Below are 17,105 nucleotides of genomic sequence, written 5' to 3' on the forward strand. Positions count from 1 at the left end.
TCGGACGGGGCACCGGCCGGCACCGGCCCCGGCGCGGGCACACCTGTCCGACCGGACAGGGTGAGGGCGGCCGGAAGCAGGGCGAGCGGCGCGGGGAGGCGGCCGTAGCGTCGAGAGCGGCCCGGTCACCGCGGGGCGGAGCCGGCCGCACCCATCCCCTTTCCCTTCAGGAGGTATGCCGTGAACGAGGAACAGCTCGGCTTCGAGAAGGACACCGTCAACGCCGCCGACGAGCTCGTCGAGGAGGTCCTCGTCGAAGAGGTCTCGATCGACGGCATGTGCGGCGTCTACTAGGGCCCGCCATGACGTCCCCGGCGTTCGACGTGGCACACCCCTACCGGCTGAACCCCTCCGTCGCACTGCGCCCCGAGCCGTTCGGGGCGCTCGCCTACCACTTCGGCAACCGCCGGCTGTCCTTCCTGAAGGCGCCGGAACTCGTCGAACTGGTCCGGGAGCTCGGCCGCCACCCCAGCGTCGGGGACGCCCTTGCCGGCGTGCCCGACGCCCGGCGGGGCGCCTTCCTGCGCGCGCTGGCCTCCCTGGCCGCCGCCGACATGATCATTCCCCAGCGCAGTGGAACCGGAGCGCGGTGATGACTACCCTTCACGACCCCCCACCCACCGAGCGCGTGCCCGCCCTCGTCGAGCAGTTCAAGGGCGGGCTGCACGCCCCGATCTGCCTGACCTGGGAATGGACCTATGCGTGCAACCTGTCCTGCGCGCACTGCCTGTCCTCCTCCGGACGGCGCGACCCGCTGGAGCTGTCCACGGACGAGATCAAGTCCGTGATCGACGAGCTCCAGCGCATGCAGGTCTTCTACGTCAACGTCGGCGGCGGCGAACCCACGGTCCGCCCCGACTTCTGGGAACTGCTGGACTACGCCATCGCCCACCAGGTCGGCGTGAAGTTCTCCACCAACGGGCTGCGCCTGACCCCCGAACGCGCCCGGCGGCTGGCCGCCACCGACTACGTCGACGTGCAGATCTCCCTGGACGGCGCCACCCGCGAGGTCAACGACGCCGTCCGCGGCCCCGGCTCCTACGACATGGCGATCCGGGCCATGGAGAACCTCGCCGAGGCGGGCTTCCAGGACTTCAAGATCTCGGTGGTGATGACCCGTCAGAACATTTCCCAGCTCGACGACTTCGCCGCGATCGCCGACCGCTACGGCGCCCAGCTGCGCATCACCCGGCTCAGGCCGTCCGGGCGCGGCGCGGACGTGTGGGACGACCTGCATCCCACCGCCGACCAGCAGTACGCCCTCTACTCCTGGCTCGTCGGTCACGGCGAGCGAGTGCTCACCGGTGACTCCTTCTTCCACCTCAACGCGCTCGGCTCGGAGCCGATACCGGGGCTGAACCTGTGCGGGGCGGGACGGGTGGTGTGCCTGATCGACCCGGTCGGCGACGTGTACGCCTGCCCGTTCGCCATCCACGACGCGTTCAAGGCGGGCAACGTGCGCTCGCCTGGCGGCTTCGACCAGGTGTGGCGGGAGTCGGCGCTCTTCACCGAGCTGCGCAGGCCCTCCACCGGGGGTGCCTGCTCGGGCTGTCCCGCCTACGACAGCTGCCAGGGCGGCTGCATGGCGGCGAAGTTCTTCACCGGCCTTCCGCTGGACGGCCCCGACCCGGAGTGCGTCAAGGGCCATGGCGCCGCCGCGCTGTCGGCCGTGGACCGGGACGCGCTCCCGCGCCAGGGCAACGACCACTCGCACCGGACGGTCCCGCTGGGCATGCCCGCCGTACGGACCAGCCGCCCGGACCGCTTCTGCGACGAGAGCCCGCTGGCCGGGCTGCCCGCGAACCCGCCCGCGTGATCATGCCCGCCTGACCACGCCCGCACGACGACGAACAAGGAACCAGGACAAGGAGATTCATGATGAGCGGCTGGTTCGAGACGGTCGCCGAGGCCCAGCGAAGGGCCGGCAAACGACTGCCGAAGTCGGTCTACAGCGCACTGCTGGCCGGTTCCGAGAAGGGCACCTCCTACGACGACAACACCAGGGCGTTCGCCGAGCTGGGCTTCGCGCCCCATGTGGCCGGGCTGTCGGCCAAGCGGGACCAGTCGACGACGGTCCTGGGCGAGCAGATCGCCCTCCCGGTGATCATCTCCCCGACCGGCGTGCAGGCCGTGCACCCCGACGGCGAGGTCGCCGTCGCCCGCGCGGCCGCCGCCCGCGGCACGGCGATGGGGCTGAGCTCCTTCGCGAGCAAGCCGCTGAGAGAGGTCGTGGCCGCCAACCCGCAGACGTTCTTCCAGATGTACTGGATGGGCTCCAAGGACGCGATGCTGCAACGCATCGAGCACGCCTACACCTTCGGCGCGAAGGCGCTGATCGTCACCCTCGACTGGTCCTTCTCGCACGGCCGCGACTGGGGCAGCCCCAAGATCCCGGAGCGGTTGGACCTCAAGGCCATGGCACGGTTCGCCCCGGAGGCCGTGACGCGCCCGCGCTGGCTGCTGGACTTCCTCAAGTCCGGTCGCCTCCCCGACCTCACGGCGCCGAACCTCGCCGACCCGGGCGGGGACGCGCCCACCTTCTTCGGCGCCTACGGCGAGTGGATGCAGACCCCGCCCCCGTCCTGGGACGACGTGCGCTGGCTGCGCGAGCAGTGGGACGGGCCGTTCCTGCTCAAGGGGATCTGCCGGGTGGACGACGCGCTGCGGGCCGTCGACGCGGGCGTCAGCGCGATCTCGGTCTCCAACCACGGCGGGAACAACCTCGACAGCACCCCGGCCCCGATCCGCGCCCTGCCCGCCGTCGCGGACGCCGTGGGCGATCAGGTCGAGGTCCTGCTGGACAGCGGTATCCGCCGGGGCAGCGACGTCGTCAAGGCGCTGGCACTCGGCGCGAAGGCCGTGATGATCGGCCGCGCCTACCTGTGGGGCCTGGCCGCGGGCGGGCAGACCGGTGTGGAGAACGTCCTCGACATCCTGCGCGGCGGCATCGACTCCGCCCTGCTGGGCCTCGGCCGTTCCTCCGTCCACGAGCTGAGCCGCGACGACCTGGTCATCCCGCCGGGATTCACCCGCACCCTGGGCGCGGTCTGAGATGCCGGCCGAACCCGCCCCGGCCGCGGGGGCCGATGCGCGGCGACTGACGGTGGCCCGTACGCCGGTGACGGCCACGACGAAGCCGCGGGGGACGACCGGTCCGGCGACCCGGCTCGCCGACCTCTCCTGGCCCGACCTCGCCGAGCGCGGCCCCCTGGTGCTGCTGCCCCTCGGCTCCTGCGAGCAGCACGGCCCTCACCTCCCCCTGGACACCGACACCGCCGTGGCCGCGGCGGTCGCCGCGCGGGCCGCCGGCCGGCTGCGGGGCGAGGTGGACGTACTGGTCGCGCCGGCCCAGCCGTACGGGGCCAGCGGCGAGCACGAGGGGTTCCCCGGCACGGTGTCCGTCGGCCACGACGCGCTGCGCCTGCTCGTCACGGAGATCGGCCGCTCGATGCTGCGCTGGGCGGGCCGCCTGCTCGTGGTCAACGGGCACGGCGGCAACCTGGTGAGCCTGGCGGACGCGGTCACCGGGCTGCGCGGCGAGAGCCGGGACGTCGCCTGGTGGCCGTGTCTGCCACCGGGTTCGGACGCCCACGCGGGCCGCACCGAGACCTCGATGATGCTGCGGCTGCGGCGCTCGGCCGTCCAGGGCGAGCGGGCGGTCGCCGGGCCGACCGACCCCGTCGAGCGGCTGATGGACCGGCTGGTCAGCGAATCCGTCCGCGGGGTCAGCCCGTCCGGAGTCCTGGGCGACCCCGCCGGAGCCCGCGCGAGCGAGGGAGAGCGGCTCCTCGACGTCATGGCGGACCGCCTCGCCGCCGACATCCGGGCCTGGCGGGTCTCCGGGCGGGGTCGGCTCGGCCAGGCCGAACTGAGGCCGGTCGGCACCCCGGCGGGAGCGGGGCGATGACCGGCCCCAGGGTCGCGGTGGTCACGGGCGCCGCCCGGGGCATCGGGGCGGCGACCGTCCGCAGGCTGGCCCGCGAGGGCTGGGCCGTCGTCGCCGCGGACCGCTGCGAGGACGACCCCGACGTGCCCTACCCGCTGGCCTGCCCGGAGCAACTTCAGGCCCTGGGACGGGAGTTCCCGCTGGTGCGCACGATCCGAGCGGACGTACGCGACCCGGACGCCCTGGCGGCCGCCGTACAGGTGGCCGAGCGCGAGTTCGGCGGTCTCGACGCCGCCGTGGCCGCGGCGGCCGTCATGCTCGGCGGCGGCCCGGTGTGGGAAGAGACCGACGCGCAGTGGCGGACCCTGCTCGACGTGGACGTCCTGGGCGTCGCCCACCTCGCCCGCGCCGCCGTACCCGCCCTGCTGCGCAGGCCGCGGCCGCGCACCGGCCGGTTCGTCGCCCTCGCCTCGGCCGCCGCACACCGCGGACTGTGGGGGCTCGGCGCCTACTGTGCCGCCAAGCACGCCGTGGTCGGACTGGTCCGCGGCCTGGCCTGCGACCTGCGCGACACCGGCGTGAACGCTCTCGCCGTGTCACCCGGCTCGACCCGCACGGACATGCTGCGCGCCACGGCCGACCTCTACGAGCTGCCCGACGTCGACAAGCTCGCCGAACAGCAGCTCACCGGACGCCCCCTGGAACCCGAGGAGGTGGCCGCCGTGGTCACCTGGGCCTGCTCGGCCGACTCCTTCGCCGTCACCGGCTCCGTACTCCACGCGGACGGAGGCTTCACCGTATGACACTCCTGCGCCCGCATCCGCTCGCCGCGCGGCTGCCGTCGCCGTCCGACACCACGCTGCCGCACGGTTTCACGGTCGAACTCGCCCCCGGCACCCACCGGTCCCGCGACGGACGGCTCCTGGTCGGCGGTTCACCCCTGCGGCTGGTCAGGCTGACCGACGCGGCGGTCCGCCGGCTCGGCGAGGGCCGGTTCACCGTCACGGACGCGACGAGCGCGGCGCTCGCCCGGCGGCTCCTGGACGCCGGGCTCGTACACCCGCGCCCCGCCCCCGTACCGGTCGCCGACACCACGATCGTGGTCCCCGTCCGTGACCGCGCCGGCCGGCTCGACCACCTGCTGAGCGCCCTGCGCGCCGACCCGGCGACGGCGGAGCTGCCCGTGCTGGTCGTGGACGACGGCTCCGATGACCCCGCCGCCCTGGCCGAGGTGGCCCGCCGGCACGGTGCCCGGCTGCTGGTCCACCCGTACAACCGGGGCCCGGCCGCGGCCCGGAACACCGGGCTGCGCCACGCCCGTACCGCATACGTCGCGTTCTGCGACTCCGACGTGGTGCCGGAACCGGGCTGGCCGGCACCGCTGCTGGCACAGTTCACCGACCCGGCGGTGGCGCTCGCCGCACCCCGGGTGGTCGCGCTGCCGGTCCTCGATCCCGGGCTGCTCGACCGGTACGAGGAACTGCGCTCGCCGCTGGACATGGGCGCGACGGAAGGACCGGTCGTGCCCGTGTCCGCGCTCTCCTACGTGCCCAGCGCGACCGTCGTGGTCCGCCGCGAGGCCCTCGGCCCCGGCTTCGACGAGGCCCTGCGCGTCGGCGAGGACGTCGACCTGTGCATGCGGCTGCACCAGGCCGGCTGGCGGCTGCGCTACGTCCCCACCGCCCGCGTGGGCCACCGGCACCGCACCGACCTGCGCAGCTGGCTCGCCCAACGGGCCGGATACGGCACCGGTGCCGCCGACCTGGCACTGCGTCACCCCGGCCAGGTGCCGCCGCTGTACGCGACCCCCTGGTCGCTGGCCGCCTGTGCCCTGCTGCTGCGCGGCAGGCCGGCCCCGGCGGCACTGGCGGCTGCCCTGACGGGCCTGACCGCGCTGCGCGTGGCCCGCAGGATGCCCGACGCCGACCACCCGGCCCGCGCCGGCGCCCTGCTCTCGCTCGCCGCGCTGCGCGGCACCGCCGAACAACTCCTGCGCTGTGCCACCCGGCACCACTGGCCGCTCGCGGTCGCCGCGGCCGCCGTCGACCGCCGTGCCCGGCACCTGCTGATCGCCGCGGCCGTCGCCGAGGGGCTGGTGGACCACCGCCGCTCGGGCACCTCGCTCTCCGCGCCGGCGTACACGGTGCTGCGCCGCCTGGACGACCTGGCCTACGGCTGGGGCGTCTGGCAGGGCGCCGTACGCCGCGGGACCGCGGCACCGCTGAAGCCGCGCCTCGCCCTGCGCGCGGTGAGCCGCTGGACCGCCGCACGCCCGTAGCCGCACGCCGCGTCCGCCACCGCCAACCTCACGCCAACCCTGTCCGGCCACTGTGGCCACCCGCGGACGGGACCGCCCTGCACCCGCCCCGTCCCCGGCATCCACACCCCACTGGAGGATCCACATGTCTGCGCGCTCCGACGACCGCGTCCGCCCCGAGAGCCCGAGCACCACGTCCGTACCGCCGGACGGGGCCGAACGTCTGGCGTTCTGGGCGGAGCAGGCGGGACGGCTGCACTGGGACACCGAGTGGAACCAGGTGCTGGACTGGTCGGACGCGCCCTACGCCCGCTGGTTCACCGGAGGCCGGCTGAACGTGGCGTACAACTGCGTGGACCGGCATGTCGAGGCCGGCTACGGCGAGCAGGTCGCCTTCCACTGGGAGGGCGAGCCGGGCGACACCCGCACGATCACCTACGCAGACCTGAGGCGTGAGGTCTGCAAGGCGGCCAACGCCCTGCTCGCCCTGGGCCTGCGGGCCGGGGACCGGGTCGCTATCCAGCTGCCGATGATCCCCGAGGCCGTGTTCGCCATGCTGGCCTGCGCGCGGCTCGGGCTGCCGCACAGTGTGGTGTTCGGCGGGTTCTCCCCGGCCGCGCTCCAGTCCCGTATCGAGGACGCCGAAGCCCGGCTGCTGATCACCTCGGACGGCCAGTACCGCCGGGGCAGGGCGGAGCCGATGAAGGCGAACACGGACGAGGCGACCGCGGCCACGCACTGCGTCGAGCATGTCCTGGTGGTCCGCCGCACCGGCATCGACGTGCCCTGGACCGAGGGCCGCGACCTGTGGTGGCACGAGGTGGTGGACGCCCGGTCCGACCGGCACACCGCCGAGGACTTCGACGCCGAGCACCCGCTGTTCATCCTCTACACCTCGGGTACGACCGGCAGGCCGAAGGGCATCCTGCACACCTCCGGCGGCTACCTCACCCAGGCCGCCTCCACCCACAGCACGGTCTTCGGCCTCGATCCCGACACCGACGTCTACTGGTGCACGGCCGACATCGGCTGGATCACCGGGCACTCGTACATCGTGTACGGGCCGCTCGCCAACCGTACGACGTCCGTGATGTACGAGGGCACGCCCAACACCCCGCACGAGGGACGGCACTTCGAGATCATCGAGAAGTACGGGGTCTCCGTCTACTACACGGCCCCCACTCTCATCCGCACCTTCATGAAGTGGGGCGAGGGCATCCCGGCCCCCTACGACCTGTCGTCGATCAGGGTGCTCGGCAGCGTCGGCGAGCCCATCAACCCCGAGGCGTGGCGCTGGTACCGCAAGCACATCGGTGGCGACCGGGCGCCGGTGGTGGACACCTGGTGGCAGACCGAGACCGGAGCGGTCATGATCGCGCCCCTGCCCGGCGGCCCGGCAGCGAAGCCCGGTTCGGCGCAGACCCCCCTGCCGGGGATCTCCGCCAAGGTGGTCGACGACCGGGGCGTGGAGGTCGGCAAGGGCGAGAGCGGCTACCTGGTCCTCGACCAGCCGTGGCCGTCCATGCTGCGCGGCGTCTGGGGCGACGACGCCCGGTACCGGGAGACGTACTGGTCCCGTTTCGCGGATCGCGGCTACTACTTCGCCGGTGACGGCGCCCGCTATGACGAGGACGGCGACATCTGGCTGCTCGGCCGGGTCGACGACGTCATGAACGTCTCCGGGCACCGCATCTCCACCGCCGAGGTCGAGTCCGCGCTCGTGTCCCACCCCGCCGTGGCCGAGGCCGCCGTGGTCGGTGCGTCCGACGCGACGACCGGGCAGGCCATCGTCGCCTTCGTCATCCTGCGCGGCGGCACGGTGTGGTCAGCGGGCGAGGTCACCGGTGCGCTGCGCGAGCACGTGGCCCAGGAGATCGGTCCCATCGCCAAGCCCCGGCAGATCATGGTCGTCCCCGAGCTGCCCAAGACCCGCTCCGGGAAGATCATGCGCCGGCTGCTGCGCGACGTCGCGGAGAACCGTGAGGTCGGCGATGTCACCACCCTCGCGGACGCCTCGGTGATGGACCTGATCAACGCCGGTCTGCCCGACGCCTCTTCCTCCCAGGCCGGCTGACCGGCGCACCACGAGGGGAGCCGGACATGGGACCCACCAGCACCTCGACCGACCGGGTCGTGCTCGTCACCGGCGGGGGCGACCTCGCCGCCGACATGACGGAAAGCCTCCTGGAGCACGGTGCCCGGGTGGCCCTGGCCGGCCCCTGTGCCGACGAGGTCCGCCTCGCGATGCCACCCGGATCGGCGGTGCTCGCGCTGCCCTGCGGCCGCGACGACCTCGTCGGCCTGGGCCGGGCCGTCGACACCGTCGTCGAACGGCTCGGCCGCCTCGACCACCTGGTGAACGTGGTCGCGGCCCGCCCCCGGCCCGGTCCGCTGATGCAACTGGACCCACTGGCCCTGCGCGATGTCCTGTACGGCGACCTCATGACGCCGCTGGCCTGCGTGCAGCATGCCTACCGGCGCTGGATGGCCGCGCACGGCGGCTCGGTGGTCAACGTGGTCGCGGTCACGCCACGCGATGGGCCGCGGGACGTCGCCCTGGCCGGCCTGACCGAGCTCACCGAGTGGCTGGCCGCCGAACTGGCACCCCGGATCGACGTCCACACCCTGCTGCCCAGCCCGTCCCTGGGCCCGGACGCCTACCGGGCGGGCGTGGCCGAGGTGGTGTGCGAGCTCCTGACCCGCCGGACGAATGCCGCGCACGGGCCGGTGCTCGTGCTCAGCGAGGAACCCGCCTGCCCCTCCCATGCCGCCTGACCGCGCCGTACGACGACGCCGCGGTCACCAACGAGCAGACCCGACAAAGAACATGAAAGGTGCGCAGCACTGATGCGACTCGTCCTCATCGGCCCTCCCGGAGCGGGCAAGGGCACCCAGGCGGCCGTGCTCAGCGAACGGCTCGGCGTCCCCCACATCTCCACCGGGGACCTCTTCCGCGAACACGTGACGCGCCGCACCCCGCTCGGACGGGAGGCCCGGCACTACCTCGACACCGGCGAACTCGTCCCCGACCACGTCACGTCCGGCATGGTCCGGGAACGGCTCGCGCAGCCGGACGCCCGGCACGGCTTCCTCCTCGACGGATTCCCCCGCACGGTGCCGCAGGCGAGGGAACTCGCCACCATGCTGGGCGCCGCGGGCTCCGCGCTGGACGCGGTGCTGGAGTTCACCGCTCCCGAAGAGGTCGTCGTGGCCCGCCTGTTGGGCCGTGGCCGCCCGGACGACACCGAGGAGGTCATCCGGCACCGGCAGCGGGTGTACCACCGCCGGACGGCACCCCTCCTCGCCCACTACAAGGCCATCCTGCTGACGGTCGACGCCGTCGGCCCGGTCGAGGAGATCACGGCGCGGGCCGTCGAAGGCCTGTCGGACGCCGAGCGACGGGCCGGATGACCGACAGCGGCCGAGGGCCGTCTCGCTAGCACTCGATGATGTTCACCGCGAGACCGCCCCGGGCCGTCTCCTTGTACTTCACGCTCATGTCCGCACCGGTGTCCTTCATGGTCTTGATGACCTTGTCCAGGGACACCTTGTGCGAGCCGTCGCCGCGCAGCGCCATCCGCGCGGCGGTGACCGCCTTGACCGCGGCCATGCCGTTGCGCTCGATGCACGGGATCTGGACCAGGCCGCCGACCGGGTCGCAGGTCAGGCCGAGGTTGTGCTCCATGCCGATCTCGGCGGCGTTCTCCACCTGTTCCGGCGAACCGCCCATGACCTCCGCGAGCGCGCCCGCCGCCATCGAGCAGGCCGAGCCGACCTCGCCCTGGCAGCCGACCTCGGCGCCGGAGATCGAGGCGTTCTCCTTGAAGAGCATGCCGATCGCACCCGCGGCCAGCAGGAAGCGGACCACGCCGTCCTCGTCGGCGCCGGGGATGAAGTTGATGTAGTAGTGCAGGACGGCCGGGATGATGCCGGCCGCGCCGTTGGTCGGGGCGGTGACGACCCGGCCCCCGGCGGCGTTCTCCTCGTTCACGGCCATCGCGTAGAGCGTGATCCACTCCATCGCCAGGGCCTTCGCGTCCCCCTCGGAGCGCAGCTTGCGCGCGGTGGTCGCCGCCCGGCGGCGCACCTTCAGCCCGCCCGGCAGGATGCCCTCGCGGGTCATGCCGCGCTCCACGCACTCCCGCATCACCCGCCAGATCTCCAGCAGCCCGGCACGGATCTCGTCCTCGGTGCGCCAGGCCCGCTCGTTCTCCAGCATGAGGGCGGAGATCGACAGGCCGGTCTCCTTCGTCAGGCGCAGCAGCTCGTCGCCGGTGCGGAAGGGGTACTTCAGCACCGTGTCGTCCAGCTTGATCCGGTCCGCGCCGACCGCGTCCTCGTCGACGACGAACCCGCCGCCGACCGAGTAGTACGTCTTGGTCAGCAGCTCGGCGCCCTGCGCGTCGTACGCCCACAGCGTCATGCCGTTGGCGTGGTAGGGCAGGGCCTTGCGGCGGTGCAGGACCAGGTCGTCGTCGAAGGAGAAGGCGATCTCGCGCTCGCCGAGCACCTTCAGCCGGCCGGCCTCCTTGATCGCCTCCACCCTCTCGTCGGCCGTCTCGACGTCCACCGTGCGCGGCGAGGCGCCCTCCAGGCCGAGCAGGACGGCCTTCGGGGTGCCGTGGCCGTGTCCGGTCGCGCCGAGGGAGCCGTACAGCTCGCAGCGCACGGAGGCGACCGAGCCGAGCACGTCCTCGTTGCGCAGACGGCGGGCGAACATGCGGGCCGCGCGCATCGGGCCCACCGTGTGGGAGCTGGACGGGCCGATGCCGATCGAGAACAGGTCGAAGACCGAGATGGCCACGGGGGAACTCCTCAGAACGGGGGTGGTGCGGGGGTGCGGGCACCGCGCACGCCGGTACTCCCAGTGTGCGCGGTGCCCCGCGAGCGTGACTTACTTGTTCAGACCCGGGTAGAGCGGGTGCTTCTCCACCAGCGCCCGGACCCGGCCCTTGAGCGCCTCGGCGTCGTAGGACGGCTTCAGCGCCTCGGCGATCACGTCCGCGACCTCGGCGAAGTCCTCGGCCGTGAAGCCGCGGGTCGCCAGGGCCGGCGTGCCGATGCGCAGGCCCGAGGTGACCATCGGCGGGCGGGGGTCGTTGGGGACCGCGTTGCGGTTGACCGTGATGCCCACCTCGTGGAGGCGGTCCTCGGCCTGCTGACCGTCCAGCTCGCTGTCGCGCAGGTCGACCAGGACCAGGTGCACGTCGGTGCCGCCGGTCAGGACGTTGATCCCGGCTTCACGGGCGTCCGGCGAGGTCAGCCGCTCGGCGAGGATGCGGGCGCCCTCCAGGGTACGACGCTGGCGCTCCTTGAAGTCCTCGGAGGCCGCCAGCTTGAAGGAGACCGCCTTGGCTGCGATCACGTGCTCCAGGGGGCCGCCCTGGAAGCCCGGGAAGACGGAGGAGTTCAGCTTCTTGGCGAAGTCCTGCTTGGCCAGGATGATGCCGCCGCGCGGGCCGCCGAGCGTCTTGTGCGTGGTGGAGGTCACCACGTCCGCGAACGGCACCGGGTTGGGGTGCAGCCCGGCCGCGACCAGACCGGCGAAGTGCGCCATGTCGACCCACAGGTACGCCTCGACCTCGTCGGCGATCCGGCGGAAGGCCGCGAAGTCGAGCTGGCGCGGGTACGCCGACCAGCCGGCGATGATCACCTTGGGGCGGTGCTCCTTGGCGAGCCGCTCGACCTCGGCCATGTCGACCAGGCCGTCGTCGTCGACGTGGTACGGGACGACGTTGAACTGCTTGCCGGAGAAGTTCAGCCGCATCCCGTGGGTGAGGTGGCCGCCGTGCGCCAGGTTCAGGCCCAGGATGGTGTCGCCGGGCTGGGCCAGCGCGAACAGCGCGGCCTGGTTGGCGGAGGCGCCGGAGTGGGGCTGCACATTGGCGTACTCGGCGCCGAACAGCTCCTTGACCCGGTCGATGGCGATCTGCTCGGTGACGTCGACGTGCTCGCAGCCGCCGTAGTAGCGGCGGCCGGGGTAGCCCTCGGCGTACTTGTTGGTCAGCACCGAGCCCTGGGCCTCGAGGACCGCCACGGGGGCGAAGTTCTCGGAGGCGATCATCTCCAGGGTGGACTGCTGGCGGTCGAGCTCGGCGTCGACCGCGGCGGCCACGTCCGGGTCGAGCTCGTGCAGGGGCGTGTTCAGAAGCGACATGGGATTCCTGCGACCTCTCAGCCGGCGATGAAGGCGTCGTACTCGGCGGCGGAGAGCAGGTCGCCCGGCTCACCCGTGACGCGGACCTTGAACAGCCAGCCGCCCTCGAAGGGGGCCGAGTTCACCAGGGACGGGTCGTTGACGACGTCCTCGTTGACCTCGGTGATCTCACCGTTGACGGGGGAGTACAGCTCCGAGACGGACTTGGTCGACTCCAGCTCGCCGCAGGACTCGCCCGCGGTCACCGTGTCGCCGACCTCCGGGAGCTGGACGAACACGACGTCACCGAGCGCGTTGGCCGCGTGCTCCGTGATGCCGACCGTCGAGACGCCGTCCTCGGCGCCCGACAGCCACTCGTGCTCCTTGCTGTAGCGCAGCTGCTGGGGGTTGCTCATGGCCTGAATTCTCCTGTACGCGGGTCGGTGCTGATGAATGGGGGACTGCGAAGACACGCGTGACCAGGGGCGATGTGCCCCATGTCACGTCGGAGGGCTTACGCCAGTGTCACTTCTGCCGCTTGTAGAACGGCAGCGCCACGACCGCGTACGGCTCATGCGTGCCGCGGATGTCCACGCCGACGCCCGGCGTGCCCGGCGCCGCGTGCGCCGCGTCCACGTAGGCCATGGCGATCGGCTTGCCCAGCGTGGGGGAGGGGGCGCCCGAGGTCACCTCGCCGATGACCGTGCCGTCCGCGACGACCTGGTACCCGGCGCGCGGGACCCGGCGGCCCTCGGCGACCAGGCCGACCAGCACGCGCGGCGGGTCGGACTCGGCGCGCTCGGCGGCCGCGGCGAGCGCCTCGCGCCCGACGAAGTCGCCCTCCTTGTCGAACTTGACCACCCGGCCGAGCCCGGCGTCGAAGGGGGTCAGCTCGGCGGTCAGCTCATGCCCGTACAGCGGCATGCCCGCCTCCAGGCGCAGCGTGTCCCGGCAGGACAGGCCGCACGGGGTCAGGCCGACGCCCTCGCCGGCCTTGGTCAGCGCCTGCCACAACTCGACGGCGTGCTCCGGCTTCACGAACAGCTCGAAGCCGTCCTCGCCGGTGTAGCCGGTGCGCGCGATCAGCGCGGGCACCCCGGCCACGGTGCCGGGCAGCCCGGCGTAGTACTTCAGGCCGTCCAGGTCGGCGTCGGTGAGGCTCTTGAGGATGCCCGGCGACTCGGGCCCCTGCACGGCGAGCAGCGCGTACGCGTCGCGGTCGTCGCGCACCTCGGCGTCGAAGCCGGCGGCGCGCTCGGCCAGCGCGTCGAGGACGACCTGGGCGTTGGAGGCGTTCGCGACGACCATGAACTCGGTCTCGGCGAGCCGGTAGACGATCAGGTCGTCCAGGATGCCGCCGTCGGCCTGGCAGATCATGGTGTAGCGGGCGCGGCCGGGCTTGACCGCGCCGATGTTGCCGACCAGCGCGTGGTCGAGGAGGGCGGCGGCCTGCGGGCCGGTGACGGTGATCTCACCCATGTGGGAGAGGTCGAAAAGCCCGGCCTTCGTGCGGACGGCGTTGTGCTCGTCGCGCTCGGAGCCGTAGCGCAGCGGCATGTCCCAGCCGGCGAAGTCGGTCATTGTCGCGCCGAGCGAGCGATGCAGGGCATCGAGCGCGGTGTGACGGAGTTCGGTACTGCTCATCGGTCGGTCGTCTCCCAGGGGAAGGACAGGGCGAGGAAGTTCCTCCCCATCTGTCATCGGAACCTGAGAGGTTCGCCATGACCGCGCGCGGTCCTGGCTTGCACCTTGGGTGGGGCCGCCGACGTGGACGGCCCGCTTTTCAGATGTGCCTCGCCCGCGCGGTAACGGGGCCTGAGAGATTCAAGGGAGGGACTTGCTCCTTCGGCGCCCCAGCCAGGGCTGGGAACTCTCCCGCGCGGATTCAAACGGCCGGTATGCAGTTGGCGGGCTCATCATTGCACGCCTCGCCCCGATCGCGGCAGGCCGCATCTGTAACCGGGTTGTGGCGGTACGCACACGAAAACACGAGACATCCGGCATTACCTTCTCTTTACCTACGTTGGGCAGGTCTTCACCTGACCCCAGGGGAGGACGATGACGGTGGACAGGATCACGGCGTACGCGACGACCCCGGGCCTCGCGCTGCCCTCGCAGCCGGCGGTGGCCGCCCTGGAGGCACGGCCCGGCCCGGTGGTGCGCGACCTGCGCGAGCGGGCCGGCCGCAGCCCGCGCGCCCTGCTCTTCGGCCCGCGCGATGTGGTCGTGGTGACCGGGCTGCCCGGCAGCGGCAAGTCCACGCTGATGCGCCGCGCGGTGCCGGGTCTACGCGTCGACTCCCAGGACACCCGCGACCGCTACGACGCCCGCCTGCCCCGTCCGCTGCCCTACGCGCTCTACCGCCCGCTGGTCCGCCTCGCCCACTACACCGCCCTGCGCCGCGCCCTGGCGAGCGGCGAGGGCGTCGTCGTGCACGACTGCGGCACGCAGTCCTGGGTGCGCGGCTGGCTGGCCCGCGTGGCCCGCCGCCGCGGCGGCGCCGTGCACCTGCTGCTGCTCGACGTCGACCCGGACACCGCCCTGACCGGCCAGCGTGAACGCGGCCGCGGCGTCTCCCGCTTCGCCTTCCACCGCCACCGCCGTGCCACGGCCCGCCTGCTGTCCGCCGTCCAGCGGGGCGAGCTGCCCGCCGGCTGCCACTCGGCGATCCTGCTGGACCGCCCGGCGGCGGACACACTGCGCCGCATCACCTTCGGCGGCTGAACGCCCGGCCGCGGCCGCGGGTGTCCCGGCGCCGGACGGGCCGGACCGGCCCCCGGCCGCAGCGGTTAGCCTTTGGGCCACAGCAGCGGTTCGAAGCAGATGGTGGAGAGATGGACTTCCCGGCCGACCTTCCGGCGGACTTCCCGGCGCAGGCGCACCCCCATCCGCACGGCGGATGGCCCGGCAACGAGCTGGAGGAGGTGCTGTCGGCCTCCCTCGGCGTACCGTCGGCCGGCGGCCGGATCGTGGAGGTGCTCGGCCGCAGCTTCCTGTGGATCCCCCTGCCCAACGGCGGTGGCCCGCACAGCGGCCCCCTCGACCTGCCCACCACGGAGATCGACGGCCAGGCCTACGTCCCCGTCTTCAGCTCCGAGGAACAGTTCCGCCAGGTCACCGGCTCCCACATGTCGTACACCGTCGCGCCCGCCGTGGAGTTCGCGCGCGGACTGCCCGCGCAGGTCGGCATCGCCGTGAACCCCGGTGGCGTGGTCGGCGTCCCGCTGCCGCCGGACGCGGTGGCCGAGCTGTGCCGGGCCGGGCGCAGCCCGCTGGACGGCCCCGCGAGCGGCGGCCGGGTCCGCCTGTACGAGCCGGACTGGCAGGACGACCCCGTCGACTTCCTCTCCACGGCCTCCGCCGAGTTCGAGGCGACCGGTACCGTCCTGACGGCCCGCCGCTGCCTCGCCGTCATCGAGACGGCGGACCCGGTGATGTTCGTCGGCGTCGAACTCTCCCAATGGGAGGGCGAGCTGCGCAACGCCCCCCTGGACGCCCTGGGCCGGGCCCTGGGCGCCACCCCGGCGCCCTGGCCGGTCAACCTGATCCTGCTGGACCTGGCGGGCGACGACCCGGTGGCGATCTGGCTGAGGGAGAAGGTCCGGCCCTTCTACACACGGACGGGCTGACCCGCTGCACACGGACGGGCTGACCCGCCCAGGGCTCTCCGGGTGCTCCCCCCGCACGACTTAACCTGGTTTCATAGCTCGGTCGAGGGTGTTGTACGAAAGGGCGATTCGAAGTGAGCGCGAGCGGCACGGCCGCGACCGGCCAGGTCGAGCACATGCTGCGCCAGGTGACGCCCGGGCGGTACGACGCCTACGAGGCGCTCCTGCGCGCGCTCGCCACCCCCGCCACCGGCCAGATCTGGATGCTGCTGTGGCACGGTCAGGCCGGTTCCCCGGACGCCCAGTACGGCACGATGGAGGTCGGCGGGCACGGCTACGCCCCCTGCGTCACCTCCGCCCAGGAGCTGAGCGCCAGCGGCTGGAACCGCTCGTACGAGGTGATCGACGGCCTGGACGTGGCCCGGGCCCTCTACCCCGGCCACCACGGGCTGTGGCTCAACCCGCACGCCCCCGGCGGCGGCGTCGGCATCCCCTGGCTCGACCTGCGCCGGATCGCCACCGGCCTGGACCGCCAGCCCGCCGGCCCCCTGCGGCTGACGGAACCGGCCATCGAGATCCCGCAGTTCTACGCCCTGCTCGCGCAGAACGCGCACCGCACCCCGCCGCTGCGCGCCCTGCGCCGCGCCTGGGTGCAGCCGGCGCTCGGCGCGCCGTACCTCGCCATCGGTCTGGACGTCTACGACACCTCGCCGGCCGCCGTCGACGCCGTACGCGCGATGATGCAGCAATCCCTCGGCGCGGTGCCGGACGGGCTGCCGGTGTCGACCGTGGCGATGAGCGACGACCACGATCCGGTCGTGCTGTGGATGCGTGGCAACGCGCGTCCGTTCTACGACCGTGAGGCGCATGCGGCCGTCGCTCCCCAGGCGCCGGCGTCCGGCTACGGCTACCCGCCCGCCCCGGGCCGGTACTGACGCCGGCGTAGTTCGCAGCGCCCCCGGCACACTTCTTCGCGCGTAGATCACGGCGAATGATCCTGGTCTGTCCGAATCGTCCCAACTGGTTCCCGTCCGACCCGCGTCACCCGCTGTCCGGATAACGGAAGTCCCCAGACCGCATCACGTTTACGCATCCTTTCATCACCAAGTCTGGCAACTGCTCGCCAATGCGTTGAAGACTCCCGCTCCAAGGGGCCAGTCGCCCCTGTGTACGACTTCGTACGACGGACTGACCATGCCGCCACAGCGGCAAGCGCGG

At 72.8% G+C, this 17,105-nt stretch carries 17 protein-coding genes and 1 riboswitch; of the genes, 13 read left to right on the forward strand and 4 right to left on the reverse strand.

The features are described from left to right. Positions 1–180: 180 nt before the first annotated feature. The 10 genes from mftA (at position 181) to ACF1GV_RS32830 (ending at position 9,554) form a co-directional block, all read left to right on the forward strand. Positions 181–294 carry a mycofactocin precursor MftA gene (gene mftA, locus ACF1GV_RS32785; RefSeq protein WP_391688089.1) on the forward strand — a complete coding sequence of 38 codons (114 nt, stop codon included), beginning with the start codon at positions 181–183 and terminating at the stop codon, positions 292–294. Positions 295–302: 8 nt separating this feature from the next. Further along, positions 303–593: a mycofactocin biosynthesis chaperone MftB gene (gene mftB / locus ACF1GV_RS32790; RefSeq protein ID WP_391688092.1), complete on the forward strand. Its 291-nt coding sequence runs from the start codon at positions 303–305 to the stop codon at positions 591–593. Continuing rightward, a complete protein-coding gene (gene mftC / locus ACF1GV_RS32795) occupies positions 593–1,816 on the forward strand; it encodes a mycofactocin radical SAM maturase (protein WP_391688095.1) in 1,224 nt (407 codons plus the stop codon). The genes mftB and mftC overlap by 1 nt, the downstream gene beginning before the upstream one ends. Positions 1,817–1,875: 59 nt before the next feature. Further along, entirely contained in the window at positions 1,876–3,051 is a 1,176-nt protein-coding gene (gene mftD / locus ACF1GV_RS32800) for a pre-mycofactocin synthase MftD (protein WP_391688097.1), read from the forward strand. Between the two features lies 1 nt (position 3,052). Next, on the forward strand, positions 3,053–3,907 hold the full coding sequence (gene mftE, locus ACF1GV_RS32805; RefSeq protein ID WP_391688100.1) for a mycofactocin biosynthesis peptidyl-dipeptidase MftE: 855 nt from the start codon (positions 3,053–3,055) through the stop codon (positions 3,905–3,907). Beyond that, entirely contained in the window at positions 3,904–4,689 is a 786-nt protein-coding gene (locus tag ACF1GV_RS32810; RefSeq protein WP_391688103.1) for a mycofactocin-coupled SDR family oxidoreductase, read from the forward strand. The genes mftE and ACF1GV_RS32810 overlap by 4 nt, the downstream gene beginning before the upstream one ends. Next, on the forward strand, positions 4,686–6,164 hold the full coding sequence (mftF, locus tag ACF1GV_RS32815; protein ID WP_391688106.1) for a mycofactocin biosynthesis glycosyltransferase MftF: 1,479 nt from the start codon (positions 4,686–4,688) through the stop codon (positions 6,162–6,164). The genes ACF1GV_RS32810 and mftF overlap by 4 nt, the downstream gene beginning before the upstream one ends. A 124-nt stretch (positions 6,165–6,288) precedes the next feature. Next, positions 6,289–8,217 (forward strand): acetate--CoA ligase, encoded by a 1,929-nt coding sequence (gene acs, locus ACF1GV_RS32820; protein WP_391688108.1) that lies wholly within the window; start codon positions 6,289–6,291, stop codon positions 8,215–8,217. A 26-nt stretch (positions 8,218–8,243) separates the two neighbouring features. Then, on the forward strand, positions 8,244–8,918 hold the full coding sequence (locus tag ACF1GV_RS32825) for an SDR family NAD(P)-dependent oxidoreductase (RefSeq protein WP_391688110.1): 675 nt from the start codon (positions 8,244–8,246) through the stop codon (positions 8,916–8,918). Positions 8,919–8,990: 72 nt separating this feature from the next. Next, positions 8,991–9,554 (forward strand): adenylate kinase, encoded by a 564-nt coding sequence (locus tag ACF1GV_RS32830; protein WP_391688113.1) that lies wholly within the window; start codon positions 8,991–8,993, stop codon positions 9,552–9,554. 25 nt (positions 9,555–9,579) lie between these two features. Here ACF1GV_RS32830 and ACF1GV_RS32835 read toward each other — a convergent pair whose 3' ends face one another. The 4 genes from ACF1GV_RS32835 to gcvT form a co-directional block, all read right to left on the reverse strand. Further along, positions 9,580–10,947 (reverse strand): L-serine ammonia-lyase, encoded by a 1,368-nt coding sequence (locus tag ACF1GV_RS32835; RefSeq protein ID WP_391688117.1) that lies wholly within the window; start codon positions 10,945–10,947, stop codon positions 9,580–9,582. 90 nt (positions 10,948–11,037) lie between these two features. After that, a complete protein-coding gene (gene glyA / locus ACF1GV_RS32840) occupies positions 11,038–12,300 on the reverse strand; it encodes a serine hydroxymethyltransferase (protein ID WP_391688120.1) in 1,263 nt (420 codons plus the stop codon). 17 nt (positions 12,301–12,317) lie between these two features. Continuing rightward, positions 12,318–12,695 (reverse strand): glycine cleavage system protein GcvH, encoded by a 378-nt coding sequence (gene gcvH, locus ACF1GV_RS32845; RefSeq protein ID WP_391688123.1) that lies wholly within the window; start codon positions 12,693–12,695, stop codon positions 12,318–12,320. 109 nt (positions 12,696–12,804) lie between these two features. After that, the gene (gcvT, locus tag ACF1GV_RS32850; protein WP_391688126.1) at positions 12,805–13,923 is read right to left on the reverse strand and encodes a glycine cleavage system aminomethyltransferase GcvT; all 1,119 of its coding nucleotides are present in this window, start codon (positions 13,921–13,923) and stop codon (positions 12,805–12,807) included. Positions 13,924–14,072: 149 nt separating this feature from the next. Then, positions 14,073–14,167, reverse strand: a riboswitch (glycine riboswitch). A gap of 170 nt (positions 14,168–14,337) precedes the next feature. Here gcvT and ACF1GV_RS32855 point away from each other — a divergent pair. The 3 genes from ACF1GV_RS32855 to ACF1GV_RS32865 all read left to right on the forward strand — a co-directional run bounded on the left by ACF1GV_RS32855 (position 14,338) and on the right by ACF1GV_RS32865 (position 16,822). After that, the gene (locus ACF1GV_RS32855; protein ID WP_391688129.1) at positions 14,338–15,003 is read left to right on the forward strand and encodes an AAA family ATPase; all 666 of its coding nucleotides are present in this window, start codon (positions 14,338–14,340) and stop codon (positions 15,001–15,003) included. 110 nt (positions 15,004–15,113) lie between these two features. Then, on the forward strand, positions 15,114–15,908 hold the full coding sequence (locus tag ACF1GV_RS32860; protein WP_391688132.1) for an enhanced serine sensitivity protein SseB: 795 nt from the start codon (positions 15,114–15,116) through the stop codon (positions 15,906–15,908). Between the two features lie 113 nt (positions 15,909–16,021). Continuing rightward, positions 16,022–16,822, forward strand: a complete 801-nt coding sequence (locus ACF1GV_RS32865) for an enhanced serine sensitivity protein SseB C-terminal domain-containing protein (RefSeq protein ID WP_391688135.1) — start codon at positions 16,022–16,024, stop codon at positions 16,820–16,822. The last annotated feature ends 283 nt before the right edge of the window (positions 16,823–17,105 follow it).

The sequence above is a fragment of the Streptomyces sp. NPDC014006 genome, from assembly GCF_043088925.1.
Taxonomy (GTDB): Bacteria; Actinomycetota; Actinomycetes; order Streptomycetales; family Streptomycetaceae; genus Streptomyces.

What these genes read in the sequence shown, in the direction of transcription:
- acs (WP_391688108.1), top strand. Translation starts at nt 6,289, where the DNA reads ATGTCTGCGCGCTCCGACGACCGCGTCCGCCCCGAGAGCCCGAGCACC.
- mftD (WP_391688097.1), top strand. Translation starts at nt 1,876, where the DNA reads ATGATGAGCGGCTGGTTCGAGACGGTCGCCGAGGCCCAGCGAAGGGCC.
- ACF1GV_RS32860 (WP_391688132.1), top strand. Translation starts at nt 15,114, where the DNA reads ATGGACTTCCCGGCCGACCTTCCGGCGGACTTCCCGGCGCAGGCGCAC.
- ACF1GV_RS32830 (WP_391688113.1), top strand. Translation starts at nt 8,991, where the DNA reads ATGCGACTCGTCCTCATCGGCCCTCCCGGAGCGGGCAAGGGCACCCAG.
- ACF1GV_RS32825 (WP_391688110.1), top strand. Translation starts at nt 8,244, where the DNA reads ATGGGACCCACCAGCACCTCGACCGACCGGGTCGTGCTCGTCACCGGC.
- mftF (WP_391688106.1), top strand. Translation starts at nt 4,686, where the DNA reads ATGACACTCCTGCGCCCGCATCCGCTCGCCGCGCGGCTGCCGTCGCCG.
- ACF1GV_RS32855 (WP_391688129.1), top strand. Translation starts at nt 14,338, where the DNA reads ATGACGGTGGACAGGATCACGGCGTACGCGACGACCCCGGGCCTCGCG.
- mftE (WP_391688100.1), top strand. Translation starts at nt 3,053, where the DNA reads ATGCCGGCCGAACCCGCCCCGGCCGCGGGGGCCGATGCGCGGCGACTG.
- glyA (WP_391688120.1), bottom strand. Translation starts at nt 12,300, where the DNA reads ATGTCGCTTCTGAACACGCCCCTGCACGAGCTCGACCCGGACGTGGCC.
- ACF1GV_RS32810 (WP_391688103.1), top strand. Translation starts at nt 3,904, where the DNA reads ATGACCGGCCCCAGGGTCGCGGTGGTCACGGGCGCCGCCCGGGGCATC.
- mftB (WP_391688092.1), top strand. Translation starts at nt 303, where the DNA reads ATGACGTCCCCGGCGTTCGACGTGGCACACCCCTACCGGCTGAACCCC.
- gcvH (WP_391688123.1), bottom strand. Translation starts at nt 12,695, where the DNA reads ATGAGCAACCCCCAGCAGCTGCGCTACAGCAAGGAGCACGAGTGGCTG.
- mftC (WP_391688095.1), top strand. Translation starts at nt 593, where the DNA reads ATGACTACCCTTCACGACCCCCCACCCACCGAGCGCGTGCCCGCCCTC.
- gcvT (WP_391688126.1), bottom strand. Translation starts at nt 13,923, where the DNA reads ATGAGCAGTACCGAACTCCGTCACACCGCGCTCGATGCCCTGCATCGC.